The organism is Arthrobacter sp. 35W (assembly GCF_000482545.1).
Lineage (GTDB): Bacteria > Actinomycetota > Actinomycetes > Actinomycetales > Micrococcaceae > Specibacter.
On record NZ_KI519454.1, the window covers coordinates 577,063 to 594,680 of the forward strand.

A 17,618-nucleotide genomic window follows, 5' to 3' on the forward strand; every position below is an offset into this window, starting at 1 on the left:
CCCACCGCCGCGGCCGCTGGCGGCCACCCGGCGACAGCGGGCCGCACGTGCGGTACGCTTTGTGCAACTTGTTGCGCAAAGGAGTGCATGGTGCCGGTCGAGACGTTGTCCCAGCAGTACCCCCATATGTTCACCCCGCTGGACCTGGGGTTCACCACGCTGCCCAACCGGGTGCTGATGGGCTCCATGCATGTGGGCTTGGAGGAGCACCCCAATGGCTTCGAGCGGATGGCGGCGTTCTACGCGGAGCGGGCGCGCGGCGGTGTGGCCCTGATGGTCACCGGTGGAATCTCCCCGAACGACGCCGGCCGGCCGATGCGCGGCGGCGCCAAGCTCACCACCGAGGCCGAGGCGGCCCAGCACCGCGTCGTCACCGATGCCGTCCACGCCGAGGGCGGACGGATCGCCCTGCAGCTGCTGCACTTTGGCCGCTATGCCTCCCAGCCGGAGCTGGTGGCGCCCAGCGCGGTGCAGGCGCCCATCAGCCCTCTGGTGCCGCACCCGCTCACCGGCGCCGAGGTCGAACAGACCATTGACGACTTCGCCAACGCCGCAGCCCTGGCCCAGAGCGCCGGGTACGACGGCGTGGAGATCATGGGCTCCGAGGGCTACCTGATCAATGAGTTTGTCGCCGCCCGCACCAACCGGCGCGAGGACGAGTGGGGCGGCAGCTACGCGAACCGGATGCGCTTCCCGGTGGAGATCGTCAGGCGCACCCGCGAGCGCGTGGGGGAGCGGTTCATCATCATCTACCGGCTGTCCATGCTGGATCTGGTGGAGGGCGGTTCCACGCTGGCCGAGGTCATCGAGCTGGCCCAGGCCGTGGAGGCGGCCGGTGCCACCATCATCAACACCGGCATTGGCTGGCACGAGGCGCGCATTCCCACGATCGCCACGTCCGTGCCACGTGCCGGGTTCGCCTGGGTGACGCGCCGGCTGATGGGTTCCGTGTCCATTCCGCTCGTCGCCACCAACCGGATCAACACCCCCGACGTGGTGGAGTCCGTGCTGGCCTCCGGCTCGGCGGACATGGTGTCCATGGCCCGCCCCTTCCTGGCGGATCCCTTCTTCCTGGCCAAGGCCGCCGCCGGCAAGGCGCGGGAGATCAACACCTGCATCGGCTGCAACCAGGCCTGCCTGGACCACACCTTCGTCGGCAAGACGTCCTCCTGCCTGGTGAACCCGCGTGCCTGCCACGAAACCGAGATTGTGATCGCGCCGGCCGCCGCACCCAAGCGGATCGCCGTCGTCGGCGCCGGTCCGGCGGGGCTGGGGTTTGCCGTGACGGCGGCGGAGCGCGGCCACGTGGTGGTCCTCTTCGAGGCCGATGGGGAGGTGGGCGGCCAGTTCAACCTTGCCAAGCAGATCCCCGGCAAGGAGGAATTCCACGAGACCATCCGCTACTTCACCCACCAGGTGGCCCTGCGTGGCATCGACCTGCGGCTGAACACCCGCGCCACCGCTGCAGATCTGCTGGCGGAGGGGTTCGACGACGTCGTGCTGGCCACCGGCGTGCTGCCTCGGACTCCGGAGATCGACGGCGTGGACCACCCCAGCGTGCTCAGCTATCTGGACGTGCTGCGGGACAAGAAGCCCGTCGGCGCCACCGTGGCGGTGCTGGGCGCCGGGGGCATCGGCTTCGATGTGGCCGAGTACATCACGGCCTCCGGTGACAGCGCCACGCTGGCACCTGGAAAGTTCTACCGCGAGTGGGGGATCGATGATTCCTACGCCGGTGCCGGAGGCATCCGCCGGCCCGAGCCGCCCGTCCCCGCGCGGAAGGTCGTCCTGCTGCAGCGCAAGGAGACCAAGGTGGGTGCCGGGCTGGGCAAGACGACCGGATGGATCCACCGCACCGAGCTCAAGGCCAAGGGCGTCACCATGGTGCCCGGCGTCGCCTACCGGCGGATCGACGACGACGGGCTGCACATCAGCGTGGACGGCACCGAGCAGCTGCTCGCGGTGGACACCATCATCCTGTGCACCGGGCAGGACCCCCGGCGCGAACTCGCCGCGGAGCTCGAGGCCGGCGGGGCACGCGTGCACCTCATTGGCGGTGCCGACGTGGCCGCCGAGCTGGATGCCAAACGGGCCATCAACCAGGGCACACGCCTGGCTGCAGGGATCTAGCCATGTCGCTGCCGCACGCCATTTTGACGTCCCTGCTGGAAAAGCCGGCCTCCGGGGCGGAGCTGGCCCGCCGCTTCGAGAAGTCCCTGGGCTACTTCTGGTCAGCCACCCACCAGCAGATCTACCGGGAGCTGGCCCGGCTGGAGGAAGCGGGGCTGATCGAATCCTCGGACCGCGAATCCACCCGCGGGCGCCAGCGCCACTACTCTATTCGGGGGAGCGGCCGGGCGGAACTGGAGCAGTGGAGCCGGGCGCAGGAGGATCCACGCCCCGTCCGCGATGCCCTGCTGGTGCGCCTGCGCGCGGCCGCGGCGCTGGGCACCGTGGAGGTGGCGGAGGAGCTCCGACGGCACATCGGCCTGCACCAGGGGCAGCTGGACACCTATCTGGCCATCGAGCACAGCGACTTCCCCGACGGCGGATCGGCAGAGCACCCGTCGGCCAGGCTGCAGCACGCCGTGCTGGCCGCGGGCATTGGCTACGAGCGCGCCTGGCTGGCCTGGGCCCGGGACACCCTGCCCACGCTGCCGCGCGATCCCGTCAGGACTGGCTGAGGGCTTCCTCGTCGCTGAGCTGCTGGTCCTCGATGCGCGCGGAGGCGAAGGGGGAAAACAGCAGCACGAGGGCCGCCGCCAGCAGGAACGCCGCGGCCGCCCACAGGACCGGTGCGCTGCCCAGCACCGTGGCGGCCAGGCCTCCCAGCGGCGCACCGAGGACGATCATGCCGCGGTTCACCGAGCGCATGGTGGCGCTCATCCGGGCCATCAGCCGGTCCGGTGTGACGGCCTGCCGGTATCCCATCTCCAGCGGCCCCTCCACGCCCATGGCCGCCCCGAAGAGGAACTGGCCGGCCGCCGCCAGGGCAAACGCGGTCCAGAGCTCCGCCGGCCACTGCCCGGGGCCTTCGGTGGCGGCGTCCACGCCGTCGTTCCCGGACAGGGCATGGACGACGGCGGCCAGGGCCACCAGGGCGATGGCCACCGGCTGGGCCAGCCGGGCGCCCACCATCGCCGCACCCGTGCCCCAGCGTGCGCCCAGGCGGGTGGAGACGCTGGTGCCCAGCACGGCGCCCACTCCGGCACAGCCCAGCACCAGACCCAGCCCCCATGCCCCCACGCCAAGGTCTGTGAGGACAAATGCCGGCACAACGGCGCCCACCATGGCCGATCCGATGAACCAGATGTGGGTGCTGAGCGCCAGCGGCCCCAGGCGCTGATGCCGGTAGACCCAGCGCAGGCCCTCGACCACCCGCTGGCGCAGCCCCGCACTTTCCTGCCGGGCCGCCGGTGCCGGCGGATCATGGCGCAGGGTCAACAGCACGGCGCCGGAGATGAAGTACGAGAGGGCATCGAGCAACAGGGCAAAGGGAGCCGTGAGGATGGCGACCAGTGCGCCGGCCAGGGCACTGCCCGTTGTCTGGGCCACCGTCTCGCTCTGCTGCAGCAGCGCATTGGCCCGGGTCAGCAGCCGCCGGGGGACCAGCTGCGGCAAGTACGACTGGTAGGCGGCGTCGCTGGCCAGGGCCAGCGTGCCAAAGAGAAACAGCAGGAGCATCAGGGCGGGGAGGGTGAGCATCCCGGCCAGGGCGAGCCCGCAGAGGGCCGCCAGCACCAGGCCCCGACCGACGTCGCCGGCGATGAGCACCCACCGGCGGGGGAATTTGTCGACCCAGATGCCAGCCAGCAGGCCAAAAAGCAGATAGGGCGCCCAACGTGCGGCGTTGGCCAGACCCTGGTCGGCGGCGGTGCCGTGCATGGTCACGAGGATGAGCACGGAGAGCGCCACGGAGGTGATGTAGCTGCCAAAATCCGAGATGGTCGAGGCCAGCCAAAAGCGCACAAACGGCCCGTTGCTGCGCAGCGTCATTCCCGTCCCCATGTCCCCAGCATGGCTCCAGCCTAGGTGAATTCTCCGCCGCCCTCCGCCCATATGCCCGGGCCCGTGGGTAGGCTGGCAACCACAGCCGCGCAGCGGTGCCGACCATCAAGAGGCGAGGTACGCAGCATGAACGTTCCCACCTATGTCTGGGTTGCAACGATCATCGGGATTGGGGGCCTGCTCGCGTTCGACTACTTCTTCCACGTGCGCAAGGCCCACACGCCCAGCCTGAGGGAATCGGCCATCTGGTCCTCCATCTATGTCGGCCTGGCGCTGCTCTTTGGCATCGGCGTCTGGGTGTTCGGCGGGACCACCATGGGCACGGAGTACTTCGCCGGCTACGTCACGGAGAAGGCGCTGTCGGTCGACAATCTGTTCGTTTTCCTGATCATCATGGCCAGCTTCAAGGTGCCGCGCGCGGACCAGCAGAAGGTGCTGCTGTTCGGCATCGTCTTCTCCCTCATTGCCCGCACGGCGTTCATCTTCCTGGGCGCTGCGCTGATCAACAGCTTCGCCTGGGTGTTCTACATCTTCGGCCTGATCCTGCTGGTCACGGCCGGGAACCTGCTTAAGCCGGATTCGCACGACGACGAGGCGGACGGTCTCATCATCCGCCTGGCCAAGCGCTTCCTGCCGGCGTCGCAGCACTACGACGGCGACAAGTTGTTCACCATCGAGAACGGCAAGCGCGTCCTCACCCCCATGCTGCTGGTGATGGTGGCCATCGGCGGCACCGACCTGCTGTTTGCGCTGGACTCCATCCCGGCCATCTTCGGCCTGACCCAGAACGTGTACATCGTCTTCACGGCGACGGCGTTCTCGCTCATGGGTCTGCGCCAGCTGTTCTTCCTCATCGATGGGCTGCTGGACCGCCTGATCTACCTGGCCTACGGGCTCGCCATCATCCTGGCGTTCATCGGGGCCAAGCTCATCCTGCACGCCCTGCATGAAAACAACCTGCCCTTCATCAACGGCGGCCAGCACGTGGACGTCATCGAGATCAGCACCGGGCTCTCGCTCTCCGTCATTCTGGGCGTCCTGCTCATCACGGTCCTGGCCTCCGTCTACAGCGCCAAGGGCAAGGCCAAGACCGCCGTGTCGGGCGCCAAACGCCACGCCAGCGAGTACCTGGACCTGGACTACGAAACGGACATGGTCGAGCGGGAGCGGATCTTCGCCAAGATGGTGGCCGAGGAGGACGCGATCCACAAGCTGCCCGAGAAGTACAAGCGGCTCATCCACGGCGAGGCCGAGTACACGGATCTGCTCCAGCGCGCCCACGCCGAGCACGACAAGGCCCAACTGCGCGGCGGCAACAGCTAGACGATAGCTAGACGGAGCTGGTGCGTTCCTGCTCGGCGGCCTGCTCCCGCAGCCGCCCGGCGGCCAGGTGGAGCATGTCGGAGGTGCGCCCCAGCACCGGCGCATAGGAGGACATCCATGCATGCCGGAAGACAAAGGCATCGGGGCCGTACCAGCGCAGCTCCTCGGTGATGCGGGCGCTGAGCCGGGCGCGGATCTGGGCCAAGGCCTCGGCGGACTGGATCATGGACGACGCCAGGTCCCGCAGATCGCCGGGATCGGCACCATTCATGTTGTCCGCCATGTGTTCTCCCGCCTCAAGGATCCGCCGCCGGGTTCCACGCTAGGCCACGCAGCCGTGCCCCGGCGATGGGCAGAGCTGCCCATCGCGGAGGTTGCTTTTCCGTGGTGCGGCGGCGCGGCAGGGACTCTGCGCGGCAGCGGATCAGTCCAGCGGCCCGGTCAGATAGCGCTGCAGTGTGGGGGCTATCAGGGTGGTGATCGTCGCGTGGTCCGCGGACGCAAGCGGCTCCACCTTGAGAATGTAGCGGGCCATCAGCAGACCCATGAGCTGGCTGGCCACCAGCGAGCCCCGCAGCCGCAGGCCGGCGTCGTCGTCGGGCAGGCCCCGCACCACCAGGCCCACCACCCGCTTGAGCAGAACCTCGCGCAGCAGCGCTGCCTGCGCTGGGGAGCCGACGGCGCTGCGGAGCATGGCCAGCAGCGCCGGCTGCACGGGGGAGTCCCAGAGTGACAGCAGGGCCGCCACCGTGGCCTCGCCGCGCTCCCCGGGGCCACGGGCCGCCACGGCCGCCAGCACGGTGGCAGGATCCGCGGGCAGTTCGATGCAGGCTGCGAAGAGATCATCCTTCCCGGTGAAGTAGTGGTGGACCATGGCGGCGTCCACCCCTGCCTCACGGGCAACTTCGCGCAGGCTGGTGGCATCGAACCCCTGGCGGGCAAACAGCATCCGGGCGGCGGCAACTATCGCCTCCCTGCTGCTCTGCTGTCCGCTGCGCCTGCCCCGGCGCGGGGCGGCCGCCATCACCTGCTCCGGCGGCGCAGGGTGAGGGAGGCGAGCAGCAGCACCACCACGACGAAGGCCGCCATCACCACCAGATCCGCCGCCATGGCGGACGTGGCCTCGGTGTTCGCGGCGATTTCCTGCAGCGCATCCACCGAGTAGCTCAGCGGCATCACGTTGGAGATGGCTTCCAGAACCGAGTTCATCTGCCCGCGCTGCACAAACAGCCCGCAGAGCAGGATCTGCGGCACCACCACGACCGGCATGAACTGGACAGCCTGGAATTCGGTGGTGGCAAAGGCCGAACACAGCAGCCCCAGCGCCACGCCCAGCACGGCGTTGACCACTGCCACCAGCACCACCCAGCCGGCATTGCCCTTGATGTCCATGCCAAACACCCAATAGGCGACGGCGGTGGCCACCAGTGATTGGAGGGCCGCCATGATCGAGAACGCCAGGGCATAGCCAAAGAGCAGGTCGGCCTTGTGGATGGGGGTGGTCAGCAGGCGCTCCAAGGTGCCGGACACCCGCTCCCGCAGCATGGTGATGGAGGTGACCAGGAACATGACCACGAAGGGGAAGATCGCCAGCATCATCAGGCCGACACGGTCGAAGGTGCGCGGCACCCCCGGTGGCAGGGTCTCGTTCTCGAAGAGGAAGTAGACCACCGCCAGCAGGAGCGAGGGCACCACCAGGATCAGGGCAATGCTGCGGGGATCCCCGCGCAGCTGGCGCAGCACCCTGTCGGTGGTGGCTGCCATCATCAGGGGGTTCATGACGCACCATCCTGTACCGAGGTGGGCGATCCAGCGGGGGTGCCGGATTCCTGGATCAAACGCAGGAAGGCGAGTTCCAAATCGTCGGTTCGTCCGCGCAGCCGAAGCTCCGCGGGGGTGAGCTGGGACAGCAGGGCACCCTCCCGCAGCAGGAGCAGAGTGTCGCAATGGCCCGCCTCCTCCATCACGTGGCTGGAGATCAACAAGGTGGTGCCGGCGTCGGCCATGGCGCGGAACCGCTGCCACAGGTCCGCCCGGAGCACCGGGTCCAACCCCACGGTGGGCTCGTCCAGGACCAGCAGCTGCGGGTGGGCCACCAGCGCGCAGGCGAGCGATACACGGCTGAACTGGCCGCCGGAAAGGTCCGCCGTCCGACGTCGTGCGAGCTCGCCCAGCCCCACGGCCTCCAGCGCCTCACGCGCATCCGCGCGGCCCTTGGCATGCATGGCGCCGAAGTAGCGCACATTGTCCTCCACGCTCAGATCGAGGTAGACGCTGGGTGCCTGGGTCACGTAGCCCACCTGGTGGCGCAGCAGCTCCGAGCCGGCTGGATGGCCCAGCACCGAGACGCTGCCGCGGGTGAGCCGCTGGACGCCCACGATGGTGCGCATCAGGGTGGTCTTTCCACTGCCCGAGGGGCCAAGGAGCCCCGTGATCCGCCCGGCCGGAATGGTGAAGTCGACATCCCTCAGCACGGTGCTCCGTCCACGGATGACATTCAGACCCGCCACCGCGACACTGGGTGGCAGCATCGCCTCCGCCGGAACGGGCCGGCCGGGCTCGGGCCAATTCGGTGCGGCTGCGTGGGACATGGGGACCTCCGCTGCTGGAAGTAATTCATCATGTGGTGAATTCACGGTAGGCCCGCCGTGTGCGGGTGTCCAGAGGCTTTAGCAGCAAATTCACAGCCGTGTCGCGGCGTGCTGTCCTTGAAGCCTCCCCAGTGCTGGCATAGGTTGAGGGTGAGCTGCGACACAGAGGCGTGGCCGCGCGTACTGACGAGAGGAATCCAGACATGGCCGTATCGGTAAACCTGACCAAGGCGCTTGACAAGGACTTTGAAGACAAATCGCTCAAGGAAATCCTGGACGCATCGCCTGCGGCCCTGGCCGGCATCACCGATGCCAAGGCCGCTGCACTCAAGGAGGTCCTGGGCATCAAGACCATCCGTGAGCTGGGCAGCAACAAGTACTTCGCCGTCGCCGGCGTGCTGGTGGCCCTGGAAAACAAGGCCGACTAGACAACTGCGCGGCAGCACCAATGATCCGCAGACCGGTCCGCCGGCCTGCGGATCATTGCCGTTTTGGCGCCCCGCCGCACGGGCCTGCGGCCTGAACCGGTAGATTAGATAAAGGCCTTTGCTTCTCTGCCGGCCCCCAACTGCTCAAGAAAAGGGAAAATACGCGTGGCTCTTCGCCTTTCCACCCTGTTCCTTCGTACCCTGCGTGAGGACCCTGCCGAGGCGGAGGTGGCCAGCCACCGGCTGCTCCTGCGTGCCGGCTACATCCGCCGCGCCGCGCCCGGAATCTACACCTGGCTGCCGCTGGGCCTGCGGGTTTTGCGCAAGGTCGAGGCCATCATCCGCGAAGAAATGGATGCCATCGGCGCCCAGGAAGTCCACTTCCCGGCTCTGCTGCCCAAGGAGCCCTACGAGGCCACCAACCGCTGGACCGAGTACGGCGAGGGCATCTTCCGCCTCAAGGACCGCAAGGGTGGCGACTACCTGCTGGCCCCCACGCATGAGGAAATGTTCACGCTGCTGGTCAAGGATCTCTACAGCTCCTACAAGGACCTGCCCCTGAGCATCTACCAGATCCAGAACAAGTACCGCGACGAGGCACGCCCCCGGGCCGGCCTGCTCCGCGGCCGCGAGTTCATCATGAAGGATTCCTACTCCTTCGACATCGACGACGCCGGCCTTGACGCCAGCTACGCCGCCCACCGCGGCGCCTACCTGCGCATCTTTGAGCGTCTGGGCCTGGAAATCGTCCCGGTGGCCGCCACAGCGGGCGCCATGGGCGGCTCCAAGAGCGAGGAATTCCTGCACCCGACGCCGATCGGTGAGGACACCTTTGTCCGCTCCGCCGGCGGCTACGCTGCCAACGTTGAGGCAGTCACCACGGTTGTCCCCGCGGACATCGACTTCACCAATGCCCCCGCAGCACGCGTGCTGGACACCCCGGACACCCCCACCATCGAGACGCTGGTGGCCGTGGCCAACGCCGTCGCCCCGCGCGACGGCGGCGAGTGGACTGCAGCGGACACGCTGAAGAACGTGGTGCTGGCCCTGGACCTGCCGACGGGCGAGCGCCGGATTGTGGTCATCGGCGTGCCCGGCGACCGTGCCGTGGACCTGAAGCGCATCGAAGCCAACATCGGTGCCCACCTGGAGATCGGCGGCGAAATCGGCGTCGAGGCCGCCGGCGAAGACGATCTGAAGAAGCACCCCGGCCTCATCAAGGGCTACATCGGCCCGGGACAGACCCTTGATGCCGCGGTGCTGGGCACCGAGGGCACCACCGGCCTGCTCTACCTGGTCGACCCGCGCGTGGTCTCCGGCACCAGCTGGGCCACCGGCGCCAACGAGGCAGGCAAGCATGTCTTCGATCTCGTGGCAGGCCGCGACTTCGCCTGGGACGGCACCATCGAGGCCGTTGAGGTGCGCGCAGGCGATCTGGCGCCGGACGGATCCGGTCCGCTGGAAGCCGCCCGCGGCATCGAAATGGGCCACATCTTCGCCCTGGGCCGCAAGTACGCCGAAGCCCTGGACCTAAAGGTTCTGGACTCCAACGGCAAGCTTGCCGTGGTCACCATGGGTTCCTACGGCGTCGGCGTGACCCGTGCCGTGGCCGCCCTGGCCGAGTCCAACCACGATGAGAAGGGCCTCACCTGGCCCGCCGCCGTGGCGCCCGCCGATGTCCACGTGGTGGCCGTGGGCCGCGGCGAGGAAATCTTCGACACGGCTGCATCCCTGACCGCCGAGCTGGAGGCTGCAGGCCTGGAGGTCATCTACGACGACCGTCCCAAGGTCTCCCCGGGCGTGAAGTTCGGCGACGCCGAGCTGCTCGGTGTGCCCACCATCCTGGCCGTGGGCCGCGGCCTGGCCGACGGCGTCGTGGAGATCAAGAACCGCAAGACGGGCGACGCCGAGAACGTGCCGGTGGCCGACGCCGTCAAGTACATCCTCGACCGCGTCTAGCAGCCACAAGCGGCCGGAGGCGGCGTTTTGCCGGCACTTAGACACCTCCCGGCGCCCACGTCGGTCGCTGGCGACCTTCGTGGGCTCTGGTCGGCGATGCGTGCCTACGCAAAACGCGGACTCCGGCCGGGCTTTCGATCTGAACGGGGGGAAGACCATGGTCAGCGGGTTTGAGGACATCCAGCTGGCCACGATGGTGTTGATCATCGTGGCCGGCTTTGCCGCGGGGTGGATCGACGCCGTGGTGGGCGGCGGCGGGTTGATCCAGCTGCCCGTGATGCTCATGATCCCTGGCATCACCCCCGTCCAGGCGCTGGCGACCAACAAGATGGGCTCCATCTTCGGCACCACCACCAGCGCCGTCACGTACTACCGCAGGGTGCGGCCAGACCTCCGAACGGCCCTGCCCATGGCCGCCGTCGCCTTCGGCGGCAGTCTGGGCGGGGCGTTCCTGGCCGCGAACCTGCCGCAATCGGTCTTCAAGCCGATCATCGTCGCGGCGCTCATCGCCGTCGCACTTTTCACCGCCTTCAAGTCCAATGTGGGGGAGCTGACAGAACTCAAGCACAGCGGGCACCGCCACTATGTGCTGGCCGCGCTCATCGGCGGCGTCATCGGTTTCTACGACGGTCTGATCGGTCCGGGCACCGGGTCGTTCCTGGTCATCGCCCTGGTCACCCTGATGGGCTACGCGTTTCTGGAGGCCAGTGCCAAGGCCAAGATCGTCAACATGGCCACCAACGCCGGCGCCCTGGTATTCTTCCTGCCGCACGGCTCGCTGCTGTGGGGCGTGGGCCTGGTGCTGGGCCTGGCCAACATGGCCGGCGGCTACCTGGGCGCTCGAACCGCGGTGGAAAAGGGCAGCACGTTCATCCGGGTGGTGTTCCTGGTGGTGGTGGCCGCGCTCATCATCAAATTGGGCGCCGATGTTTGGAACGAGAACTTCGCCCACTGACAGAATGCTCCGGCGCCCCGTGGACTACGTCAGGACCTTCAAATCGTGGGCGGCCGGCAGCTCGGCCAGCGTCTTGCCGGCCAGGGTGCTCGCCACCCAGAGCGAGCGCTGGGCGTCACCCTCGTGGTCCCCCTTGGCGACGTACCACAGGGCATTCTCCACTTCGCGGGCGATGCTCCACTGCACGGCGACGTCCACGTCCAGACCGGCTGCCTCGCACAATTGCGCGCAACGGTCCCGCAGGGCCGCCGCCGGATCTGCGTGCGAGAGGTCCCCGATCCGGTTCCACAGGCATGGCGCCACAGCGAATTCCGCCTCGCCAATGCTGGGCTGCGGATCGATGGCCGCGTAGTCCGTGCGCCCCGGGCGGCCCAGGATGTTCAGGTAGTGAAGGTCCGTGTGGACCAGCACGTCATGCTGGCTGCGCCGGGACACCGCTCCGCGGGTCTGGCAGACCTCCAGTGCGGCCTCAAGCATCCACCGGCTGAAGGGCCGGCCCAGCTCCTCCCAGCGCATCGGCAGATCATCGCTCCAGATTTCGGCCGTGTCGGCGATCCGCGGCAGGCGCTCCCAGCCCGGACGGTCATCGGGGCTGATGGACAGCCGGCGCAGCAGCGTGCCCCAGACATCGACGGCGTCGTCCATGGGGACGGAAATCAGCGACCTGCCGTCGTCCAACCTGTCCAGCAGCGTTGAGCAGCTGGCCTCATCGTGGGCCAGCAGGCGCACGGCCCCGCGTCCATTCCAGAGCTGGAGGGCCGTGGGTTCGAGCAGCGATTCGTCATAGGGGAAGGCCACCTTCAACACCGCTTTGGCACCCGTTGCGGTCCATACCGGGACCACGATGCCGGAATAGCCGTTCCACGGCTCGGTGCCCAGCGGCAGGTCCACCGCCAGCTCCCAACGCTGCAGGCTGGCCTCCAGCAGGGAGGGCAGCGACTGAAGCCAGGCGCGCCGTTCGGTGGAATTGCTGTAGCGCTTGGTTAGGTCTGCGGGGATGGGGACGACGGCGCTCACACCACAAGGGTACCGGGCCGGCAAGTGGGTGGGCCCACGCTTGCCAGGTTCCCGGAAAATCGCGCCAGCGATTGTCCGGGCCGGCAAGGGGGGATTACCCGACCAGACCGCTGTTGCCCAGCAAAGAGCCGATGGCAAAGGTTGCAGCCAGTGCGAGCGCGCCGCCGACCACCACGCGCGTGGCCGCCCTGAGCCGTGATCCGCCGCCGATCCGGGCGGCAAGCCAGCCGGTGGCGGCCAGCGCCACCAGCACCGCGGCAAAGGCCACCTGGACACGGATGGATTCGGGCGGCAGCAGGATCGCCAGCATGGGCAGGATGGCGCCCAGCGTAAAGGCAATGGCCGAGGCGAGGGCGGCATGCCACGGGCTGGCGACGTCGTCCTGGTCGATGTGCAGCTCAACCTCCAGATGGGCGGCCAGGGCATCGTGTTCGGTCAGCTCCAACGCCACCTGCCGGGCGGTCTGCGGCGCGAGCCCCTTGGCCTCATACATGGCCGTGAGCTCGGTGAGTTCCTCCTCGGGCTCCTCGGCAAGCTCCCGGCGTTCCTTCTCGATCAGGGCGCGCTGGCTGTCGGTCTGGCTGCTGACCGAGACGTACTCGCCCAGGGCCATGGAAATGGCGCCGCCCACCAGGGCCGCCATGCCTGCTGTGAGGATGGGGCCGGTGCTGGTGGTGGCACCTGCGACACCAACAACGACGGCGGCAACGGACACAATGCCGTCGTTGGCGCCCATCACGCCGGCGCGGAGCCAGTTCAGCCGCGCGGCGATGTCGGGGGCATGCGGTTCGTCCCGGTGGTGCGAGACCTGTGCAGCATTGGTCATTTCCCCAGCCAACCACGGGAGGGTGCCGGAGGCCAGTGCGGACGGCCGGTTCTCTGCCGGACGCTGCCCAGGTTGGCTGCGGCCGCGGACAACCGCCCGGTCCCGGCTATGGGCCCGCGGTGGCCGTCGCGGTGCCTTCGGACATGGCACCCGGGAATCCCGGCAGTGGAGACACCGGCCCGCCCCACAGGACGGCGCCGTGGGCCGTGCGCAGCAACGAGTCGACAGCGGTGCTGCGGACACTGCCCGCAGTTGCCGAGGGCAGGCTGAGGGCTGCCAGATCGCCGTAGACCACGCTGAGCTGGGCCTCGAGGCCCGCCAAGGCAGTGGCCGGGGAGGCTGTGAATGCCGGATCCAGGGCATAGCCGGGTGCGCCGGCGGGAACCGGCAGGCAGGCCTTGCGCAGCTGCGCCGACAACGCGGACAAGGCCCGCTGGTGGCTGTCGAGCATGGCCACGGCCTGGGTGAAGGCGGGCTCGGGGAAGCGCGTCGCAGAAACCTGGTAGGCGTAGACGGCCCGCTGTTCCGCAGCGGCAGCGGCCACCAGCGACTGGCCGTCATTGGTGCCGGGAGCGGCGGTGCGGGCGGTGCAGGCCGGCGGCTGGGCGGAACCGGAGGCGGGTGCCGAGGCAGGCGGCGACGGCGTTGAGGCCGCCGTCGACGTGGACGGTGCCGTGTTGGCCGGAACCAGGTGGCTGGATGCGGGCAGCGGCAGCCCGGCCGCCGAGGCGAGGGACCTCGCCTGCAGGAGCTGCCCGGTGCCCACCGACGCCAGCAGGCGGCCCATGGCGCCGTCGGCCGTTCCGGCGGCATCCAGAGCCGTGTTGGCGCTGGCCGCAAGCGATGCCACCAGGGTGGGAACGTCGGCAATTGCGGGCGGTGCCGCAGTGCCGGTGGCTGCGGGAGAGGCGGGGGTGGTGGTGATGGTGAGGGCGGCGATTTCTGTGGCCAGAATCGCCGCCGTCGTGGAAAGGGGCTGGGCCAATTCTGGTGCCGCCGTGGAGGAGACGGCGTCAACCTGGGCTGCAAGGACCCGCGCAGAATCCAGGGACGCGAGACGTGCCAGCTCCGTGGCGGAGGGCTCCGCGGGTGTCGTGGGGGACTTGGCAACCACTGTGCCAAGGGCCAGCACCAGAACGGCAACCACCACCAGGAGCAGCGCATGCCAGGTCATCCGCCAGGCCTTGCCCTTGGCCGGTGGCGTCTGCACAGCCGTCGGCGCGGTGGCCGCGGGCTCGGACTTGACGTCTGTGGCGGCGGGCGATGCGGCGGCTGTGTCTTTGGCCGCGCGCTTGGCGGGGGCCGCGGCAACTGCCCGCGTCTGGCCGGTGGATCCGCCCTGCTGCGATTGTTCGGCGGCGCGCAGAGCGCGGCGCGACTGCGGTGCGGGGGCATCCGCGGACTCCGGCGCCTCGGGGGCTGCCGATGCCTCAGAAACCTCCAGGGCAGGAGCGTCCGACGTGCCGGCTGGCTCTGTCGGCTCTGCAGCGTCGAGTGTCTCCAGCGGCTCGGGCGTGCTGGGCGCCTCGGCTGGCGTGGCTGGTTCCGGGGGTTCGGTGTCCTCGGCCGGTGATGCCTCCGTGACCACGCTGTGAACAGCATCCTCAGGATCTGCGGCGCCGTCCTCGGGCTCTGCCACGCCGCCGCCGTGCTCGGCGTTCTCCGGTGCCGGTGCATCCTCTTCTGAAGACCCGGCGGCGGGCGGTTCTTCATCAGCCTCGGTGGACCCGGGGGCGGGCGGTTCTTGTCCAGCCTCGCCGGCGGTGTCCGCATCCGTGGATGCTGCGGTGGAGGCAGTGGACTCGGTGGACTCGGTGGACGGCGTGTCCGGCGCCGGTGCCCCGGCCGGTTCCGCCGCCGCGTCCTTTTCTTCCTCGGCTTCCACTACGAGGGACCCGTCGTCGGCCCCGGCGCCGTCGTCGGCGTTGCCTTCAACAGACCCTGCGGCGGGGGTCGAGATGGACGTTCCAGCCTCGCTGATGCCGGGTTTTGCGGCAGCAGCGGTGACATTCATCTCCATTTCCGTCGGCTCCACGGCCGCCGCCGCCGCCGTGGCAGTGGCCTCCGGGGCCGCCGCGGGCACCGCGGCGGTGCCGGCGGGTGACTGTGCGGGGGTGTTGCCGTCCCTGGGCGGACCGGCCGGAGCCGTGGCGCGGCGGGGACCACCCTTGCGGCCCGTGCGCGGTTTTCCGCGGCCGTTCGTGCCGGAAGGGCCAGGATTGCGGTCCGCGGGGGTGGAGGATTTAGTCACAACAGTCGATCATGTCATGAGCGGCTTGCACCGCGCACACCGGCATCGGGGAGTCCTGCGCCACCCGCGCACAAGCGGCCGCCGGCCCCAAAGCTGGTTCACCGCAGGTGGCAGAAACTCGGTACGCTATTACCTACAACATCATCTAAGTGGGAGGCGGGCGCGGAATGAACAAGCCGGAGCGGCCCAACGGGTCAGCGGAGCACGCAGCGAAGACCGCGCATTCAGCCGAAGCCCAGAGGCTTTTTGAACTCATCAATCCCACGGTGGAAGCCAACCGGCTGTTCCTAGAAGATGTGAGCGTCACTGTGGCCGGATCACACCGGACCGTGGCAGTGGTCATTGACCTGCCCGACACGGAGACCGGCGGCGTCGGCCTCGACGTCATCGGCTCCATTTCCCGCGAGCTCTCGGACGTGCTGGACAACGATCCCCGCGACGACGGCCGCCCCTATGATCTGGAAGTCTCCTCGCCTGGCATTTCGCGCCCGCTGACCGAGCCGCGGCATTGGCGCCGTTCGCTGGGCCGCATGGTGAAGGTCAACGTCATGGCGGGGGAGAACCTCACTGGGCGTGTCTTGGAAGTTGGCGACGACGGCGTACTGCTGCGCCCGGAGCTGGAAGTAAAGAAGGGCATGAAGCCCAAGCAGGGTGAGCCCGTGCGGATTGGTTTCGAGACCATCCGCCGTGGCGTCGTAGAGGTTGAATTCAGCCATCTGGACGACGTCGAATTGGATTTGGAATTTGGTCCGGCTGGAGCCGGGGCCGAGGGAGAGGAAAGCTGACATGGATATCGATATGAGCGCGCTGCGACTGTTGGAGCGTGAGCGTGAGATCCCCTTGGATCTGCTGATCCCCACCATCGAACAGGCCCTGCTGGTGGCCTACCACAAGTCGCCCGGAGCCATCAGCTCCGCGCGTGCCGAGCTGGACCGCAAGAGCGGCCACGTCACCATCTGGGCCGCCGAGCTTGATGAAGACGGCACGGCCATTGGAGAGTTTGACGACACCCCGGCCGGCTTTGGCCGCATCGCCGCGAGCACCGCCCGCCAGATCATCCTGCAGCGTCTGCGCGACGTTGAGGATGACAATGTCCTGGGCGAGTTCAAGGGCAAGGAAGGCGAGCTGGTTTCCGGCCAGATCCAGCAGGGGCACAACCCGCACATGGTCCAGGTGAACCTGGGCACGGTTGAGGCGCTGCTGCCTCCCACCGAGCAGGTTCCCGGCGAGGACTACCGCCACGGCACACGCGTCCGCGCATTCGTCGTGGATGTCCACCGCGGCATGAAGGGCCCGTCCATCACGCTGTCGCGTTCGCACCCGGGCCTCGTCCGGAAGCTCTTCGAACTGGAAGTTCCGGAGATCGCCGACCGTTCCGTGGAAATCGTGGCACTGGCCCGCGAAGCCGGACACCGCACCAAGATCGCCGTCATCGCCCACACCCCCGGCATCAACGCCAAGGGCGCGTGCATCGGTGAAATGGGTTCACGTGTGCGTGCCGTCATGACCGAGCTCAACGACGAGAAGATCGACATTGTCGACTTCAGCGAGGACCCGGCAACGTTCATTGCCAACTCGCTCTCGCCGTCGAAGGTCATCTCCGTCACGGTGGTCGACGCCGACGCCCGTTCCGCCCGCGTGGTGGTTCCGGACTACCAGCTCTCCCTGGCCATCGGCAAGGAGGGGCAGAACGCCCGTCTGGCAGCAAAACTGACCGGCTGGCGCATCGACATCATCTCCGACGCCGCGGCTGCAGCCGCACCGGCAGCAGCAGTTTAGGTTGCCGGGCGCCGGTGGCGCTAGAATAGGAGACGGCCGGGTCTTGCGACCGTCGACTCCCCAATGAGGCAAACACCACCAGTGGAAGCACAAACACGCAGCACCGCTTCCACGGCACCGGTGCGCACCTGCATTGGCTGCCGGCGCAGCGACTCCCAGCCATCGTTGCTGCGGATTGCGAAGGAAACAACCGCTGCGGGTGCAACATCCGCGGTGGCAGACCCCAAGCGCCGCCTTCCAGGACGGGGTGCGTGGCTGCACCCGACCATTGCCTGCCTTGCGTTGGCGTTGAAAAAGCGTGCCATCGGCCGAGCCCTTCCGGGTGCGGTGGAGAGCACAAATGTTCAAGAGCACATCGCAAAGCTGGCCCAGGCCGCAGCGAACGAACCGTAGAAATGTCCAACCTGAAAGCGGGTCTGAAATCTGATGGAAACCCGATGAGTACCCAGCGATGAGTGCCCAACGATGAGCATTTTCATGT

General features: G+C 68.3%; 17 protein-coding genes. 9 read left to right on the top strand and 8 right to left on the bottom strand.

Features of this window, described 5'->3' with window-relative positions; translation table 11 throughout:
- Positions 1-87 precede the first annotated feature (87 nt).
- Both K254_RS0102415 and K254_RS0102420 read left to right on the top strand, forming a co-directional pair.
- A complete protein-coding gene (locus K254_RS0102415) occupies positions 88-2,130 on the top strand; it encodes an oxidoreductase (RefSeq protein ID WP_035748906.1) in 2,043 nt (680 codons plus the stop codon).
- A gap of 2 nt (positions 2,131-2,132) precedes the next feature.
- A complete protein-coding gene (locus K254_RS0102420; protein WP_026554039.1) occupies positions 2,133-2,684 on the top strand; it encodes a PadR family transcriptional regulator in 552 nt (183 codons plus the stop codon).
- Here the strand turns inward: K254_RS0102420 and K254_RS0102425 are convergent.
- The gene (locus K254_RS0102425; RefSeq protein WP_026554040.1) at positions 2,671-3,996 is read right to left on the bottom strand and encodes an MFS transporter; all 1,326 of its coding nucleotides are present in this window, start codon (positions 3,994-3,996) and stop codon (positions 2,671-2,673) included. The two genes, K254_RS0102420 and K254_RS0102425, sit on opposite strands and share 14 nt — an antisense overlap.
- 138 nt (positions 3,997-4,134) lie before the next feature.
- On the opposite strand from K254_RS0102425, the gene K254_RS0102430 reads away from it, so the two are divergent.
- Positions 4,135-5,331 carry a TerC family protein gene (locus K254_RS0102430; RefSeq protein WP_026554041.1) on the top strand — a complete coding sequence of 399 codons (1,197 nt, stop codon included), beginning with the start codon at positions 4,135-4,137 and terminating at the stop codon, positions 5,329-5,331.
- Positions 5,332-5,338: 7 nt separating this feature from the next.
- On the opposite strand, the gene K254_RS0102435 is transcribed toward K254_RS0102430, so the two are convergent.
- The 4 genes from K254_RS0102435 to K254_RS0102450 all read right to left on the bottom strand — a co-directional run bounded on the left by K254_RS0102435 (position 5,339) and on the right by K254_RS0102450 (position 7,862).
- Positions 5,339-5,614: a hypothetical protein gene (locus K254_RS0102435; RefSeq protein WP_026554042.1), complete on the bottom strand. Its 276-nt coding sequence runs from the start codon at positions 5,612-5,614 to the stop codon at positions 5,339-5,341.
- A gap of 141 nt (positions 5,615-5,755) precedes the next feature.
- A complete protein-coding gene (locus K254_RS0102440; protein WP_035748908.1) occupies positions 5,756-6,355 on the bottom strand; it encodes a TetR/AcrR family transcriptional regulator in 600 nt (199 codons plus the stop codon).
- Complete coding sequence (locus tag K254_RS0102445) at positions 6,355-7,110, bottom strand: ABC transporter permease (protein WP_026554044.1); 756 nt, start codon at positions 7,108-7,110, stop codon at positions 6,355-6,357. The genes K254_RS0102440 and K254_RS0102445 overlap by 1 nt, the downstream gene beginning before the upstream one ends.
- Positions 7,107-7,862, bottom strand: coding sequence for an ABC transporter ATP-binding protein (locus tag K254_RS0102450; protein WP_026554045.1), 756 nt, complete (start codon positions 7,860-7,862; stop codon positions 7,107-7,109). The genes K254_RS0102445 and K254_RS0102450 overlap by 4 nt, the downstream gene beginning before the upstream one ends.
- A 263-nt stretch (positions 7,863-8,125) precedes the next feature.
- On the opposite strand from K254_RS0102450, the gene K254_RS0102455 reads away from it, so the two are divergent.
- The 3 genes from K254_RS0102455 to K254_RS0102465 all read left to right on the top strand — a co-directional run bounded on the left by K254_RS0102455 (position 8,126) and on the right by K254_RS0102465 (position 11,264).
- Complete coding sequence (locus K254_RS0102455; protein WP_026554046.1) at positions 8,126-8,350, top strand: hypothetical protein; 225 nt, start codon at positions 8,126-8,128, stop codon at positions 8,348-8,350.
- A 165-nt stretch (positions 8,351-8,515) separates the two neighbouring features.
- The gene (locus K254_RS0102460) at positions 8,516-10,309 is read left to right on the top strand and encodes a proline--tRNA ligase (RefSeq protein WP_026554047.1); all 1,794 of its coding nucleotides are present in this window, start codon (positions 8,516-8,518) and stop codon (positions 10,307-10,309) included.
- A gap of 157 nt (positions 10,310-10,466) precedes the next feature.
- A complete protein-coding gene (locus tag K254_RS0102465) occupies positions 10,467-11,264 on the top strand; it encodes a sulfite exporter TauE/SafE family protein (protein WP_026554048.1) in 798 nt (265 codons plus the stop codon).
- Between the two features lie 24 nt (positions 11,265-11,288).
- Here K254_RS0102465 and K254_RS0102470 read toward each other — a convergent pair whose 3' ends face one another.
- From K254_RS0102470 to K254_RS0102480, 3 genes are all read right to left on the bottom strand, one after another.
- Positions 11,289-12,281, bottom strand: coding sequence for an aminoglycoside phosphotransferase family protein (locus tag K254_RS0102470; protein WP_026554049.1), 993 nt, complete (start codon positions 12,279-12,281; stop codon positions 11,289-11,291).
- A gap of 94 nt (positions 12,282-12,375) precedes the next feature.
- Positions 12,376-13,107, bottom strand: coding sequence for a VIT1/CCC1 transporter family protein (locus tag K254_RS0102475; protein WP_026554050.1), 732 nt, complete (start codon positions 13,105-13,107; stop codon positions 12,376-12,378).
- A gap of 106 nt (positions 13,108-13,213) precedes the next feature.
- Entirely contained in the window at positions 13,214-15,358 is a 2,145-nt protein-coding gene (locus K254_RS0102480; protein WP_026554051.1) for a DUF4439 domain-containing protein, read from the bottom strand.
- Positions 15,359-15,525: 167 nt separating this feature from the next.
- On the opposite strand from K254_RS0102480, the gene rimP reads away from it, so the two are divergent.
- The 3 genes from rimP (at position 15,526) to K254_RS25155 (ending at position 17,530) form a co-directional block, all read left to right on the top strand.
- A complete protein-coding gene (rimP, locus tag K254_RS0102485; protein ID WP_026554052.1) occupies positions 15,526-16,143 on the top strand; it encodes a ribosome maturation factor RimP in 618 nt (205 codons plus the stop codon).
- A 1-nt stretch (position 16,144) separates the two neighbouring features.
- The gene (gene nusA / locus K254_RS0102490) at positions 16,145-17,137 is read left to right on the top strand and encodes a transcription termination factor NusA (RefSeq protein WP_026554053.1); all 993 of its coding nucleotides are present in this window, start codon (positions 16,145-16,147) and stop codon (positions 17,135-17,137) included.
- A 63-nt stretch (positions 17,138-17,200) separates the two neighbouring features.
- Positions 17,201-17,530, top strand: coding sequence for a YlxR family protein (locus K254_RS25155; RefSeq protein ID WP_155848431.1), 330 nt, complete (start codon positions 17,201-17,203; stop codon positions 17,528-17,530).
- Positions 17,531-17,618 lie beyond the last annotated feature (88 nt).

Excerpts from the sequence above, each read along its gene's own strand:
- K254_RS0102445 (WP_026554044.1), bottom strand. The coding sequence starts at position 7,110 with ATGAACCCCCTGATGATGGCAGCCACCACCGACAGGGTGCTGCGCCAG.
- K254_RS0102425 (WP_026554040.1), bottom strand. The coding sequence starts at position 3,996 with ATGACGCTGCGCAGCAACGGGCCGTTTGTGCGCTTTTGGCTGGCCTCG.
- K254_RS0102475 (WP_026554050.1), bottom strand. The coding sequence starts at position 13,107 with ATGACCAATGCTGCACAGGTCTCGCACCACCGGGACGAACCGCATGCC.
- rimP (WP_026554052.1), top strand. The coding sequence starts at position 15,526 with ATGAACAAGCCGGAGCGGCCCAACGGGTCAGCGGAGCACGCAGCGAAG.
- K254_RS0102430 (WP_026554041.1), top strand. The coding sequence starts at position 4,135 with ATGAACGTTCCCACCTATGTCTGGGTTGCAACGATCATCGGGATTGGG.
- K254_RS0102465 (WP_026554048.1), top strand. The coding sequence starts at position 10,467 with ATGGTCAGCGGGTTTGAGGACATCCAGCTGGCCACGATGGTGTTGATC.
- K254_RS0102420 (WP_026554039.1), top strand. The coding sequence starts at position 2,133 with ATGTCGCTGCCGCACGCCATTTTGACGTCCCTGCTGGAAAAGCCGGCC.
- K254_RS25155 (WP_155848431.1), top strand. The coding sequence starts at position 17,201 with ATGAGGCAAACACCACCAGTGGAAGCACAAACACGCAGCACCGCTTCC.
- nusA (WP_026554053.1), top strand. The coding sequence starts at position 16,145 with ATGGATATCGATATGAGCGCGCTGCGACTGTTGGAGCGTGAGCGTGAG.
- K254_RS0102415 (WP_035748906.1), top strand. The coding sequence starts at position 88 with ATGGTGCCGGTCGAGACGTTGTCCCAGCAGTACCCCCATATGTTCACC.
- K254_RS0102455 (WP_026554046.1), top strand. The coding sequence starts at position 8,126 with ATGGCCGTATCGGTAAACCTGACCAAGGCGCTTGACAAGGACTTTGAA.
- K254_RS0102450 (WP_026554045.1), bottom strand. The coding sequence starts at position 7,862 with ATGCTGCCACCCAGTGTCGCGGTGGCGGGTCTGAATGTCATCCGTGGA.
- K254_RS0102440 (WP_035748908.1), bottom strand. The coding sequence starts at position 6,355 with ATGGCGGCCGCCCCGCGCCGGGGCAGGCGCAGCGGACAGCAGAGCAGC.
- K254_RS0102435 (WP_026554042.1), bottom strand. The coding sequence starts at position 5,614 with ATGGCGGACAACATGAATGGTGCCGATCCCGGCGATCTGCGGGACCTG.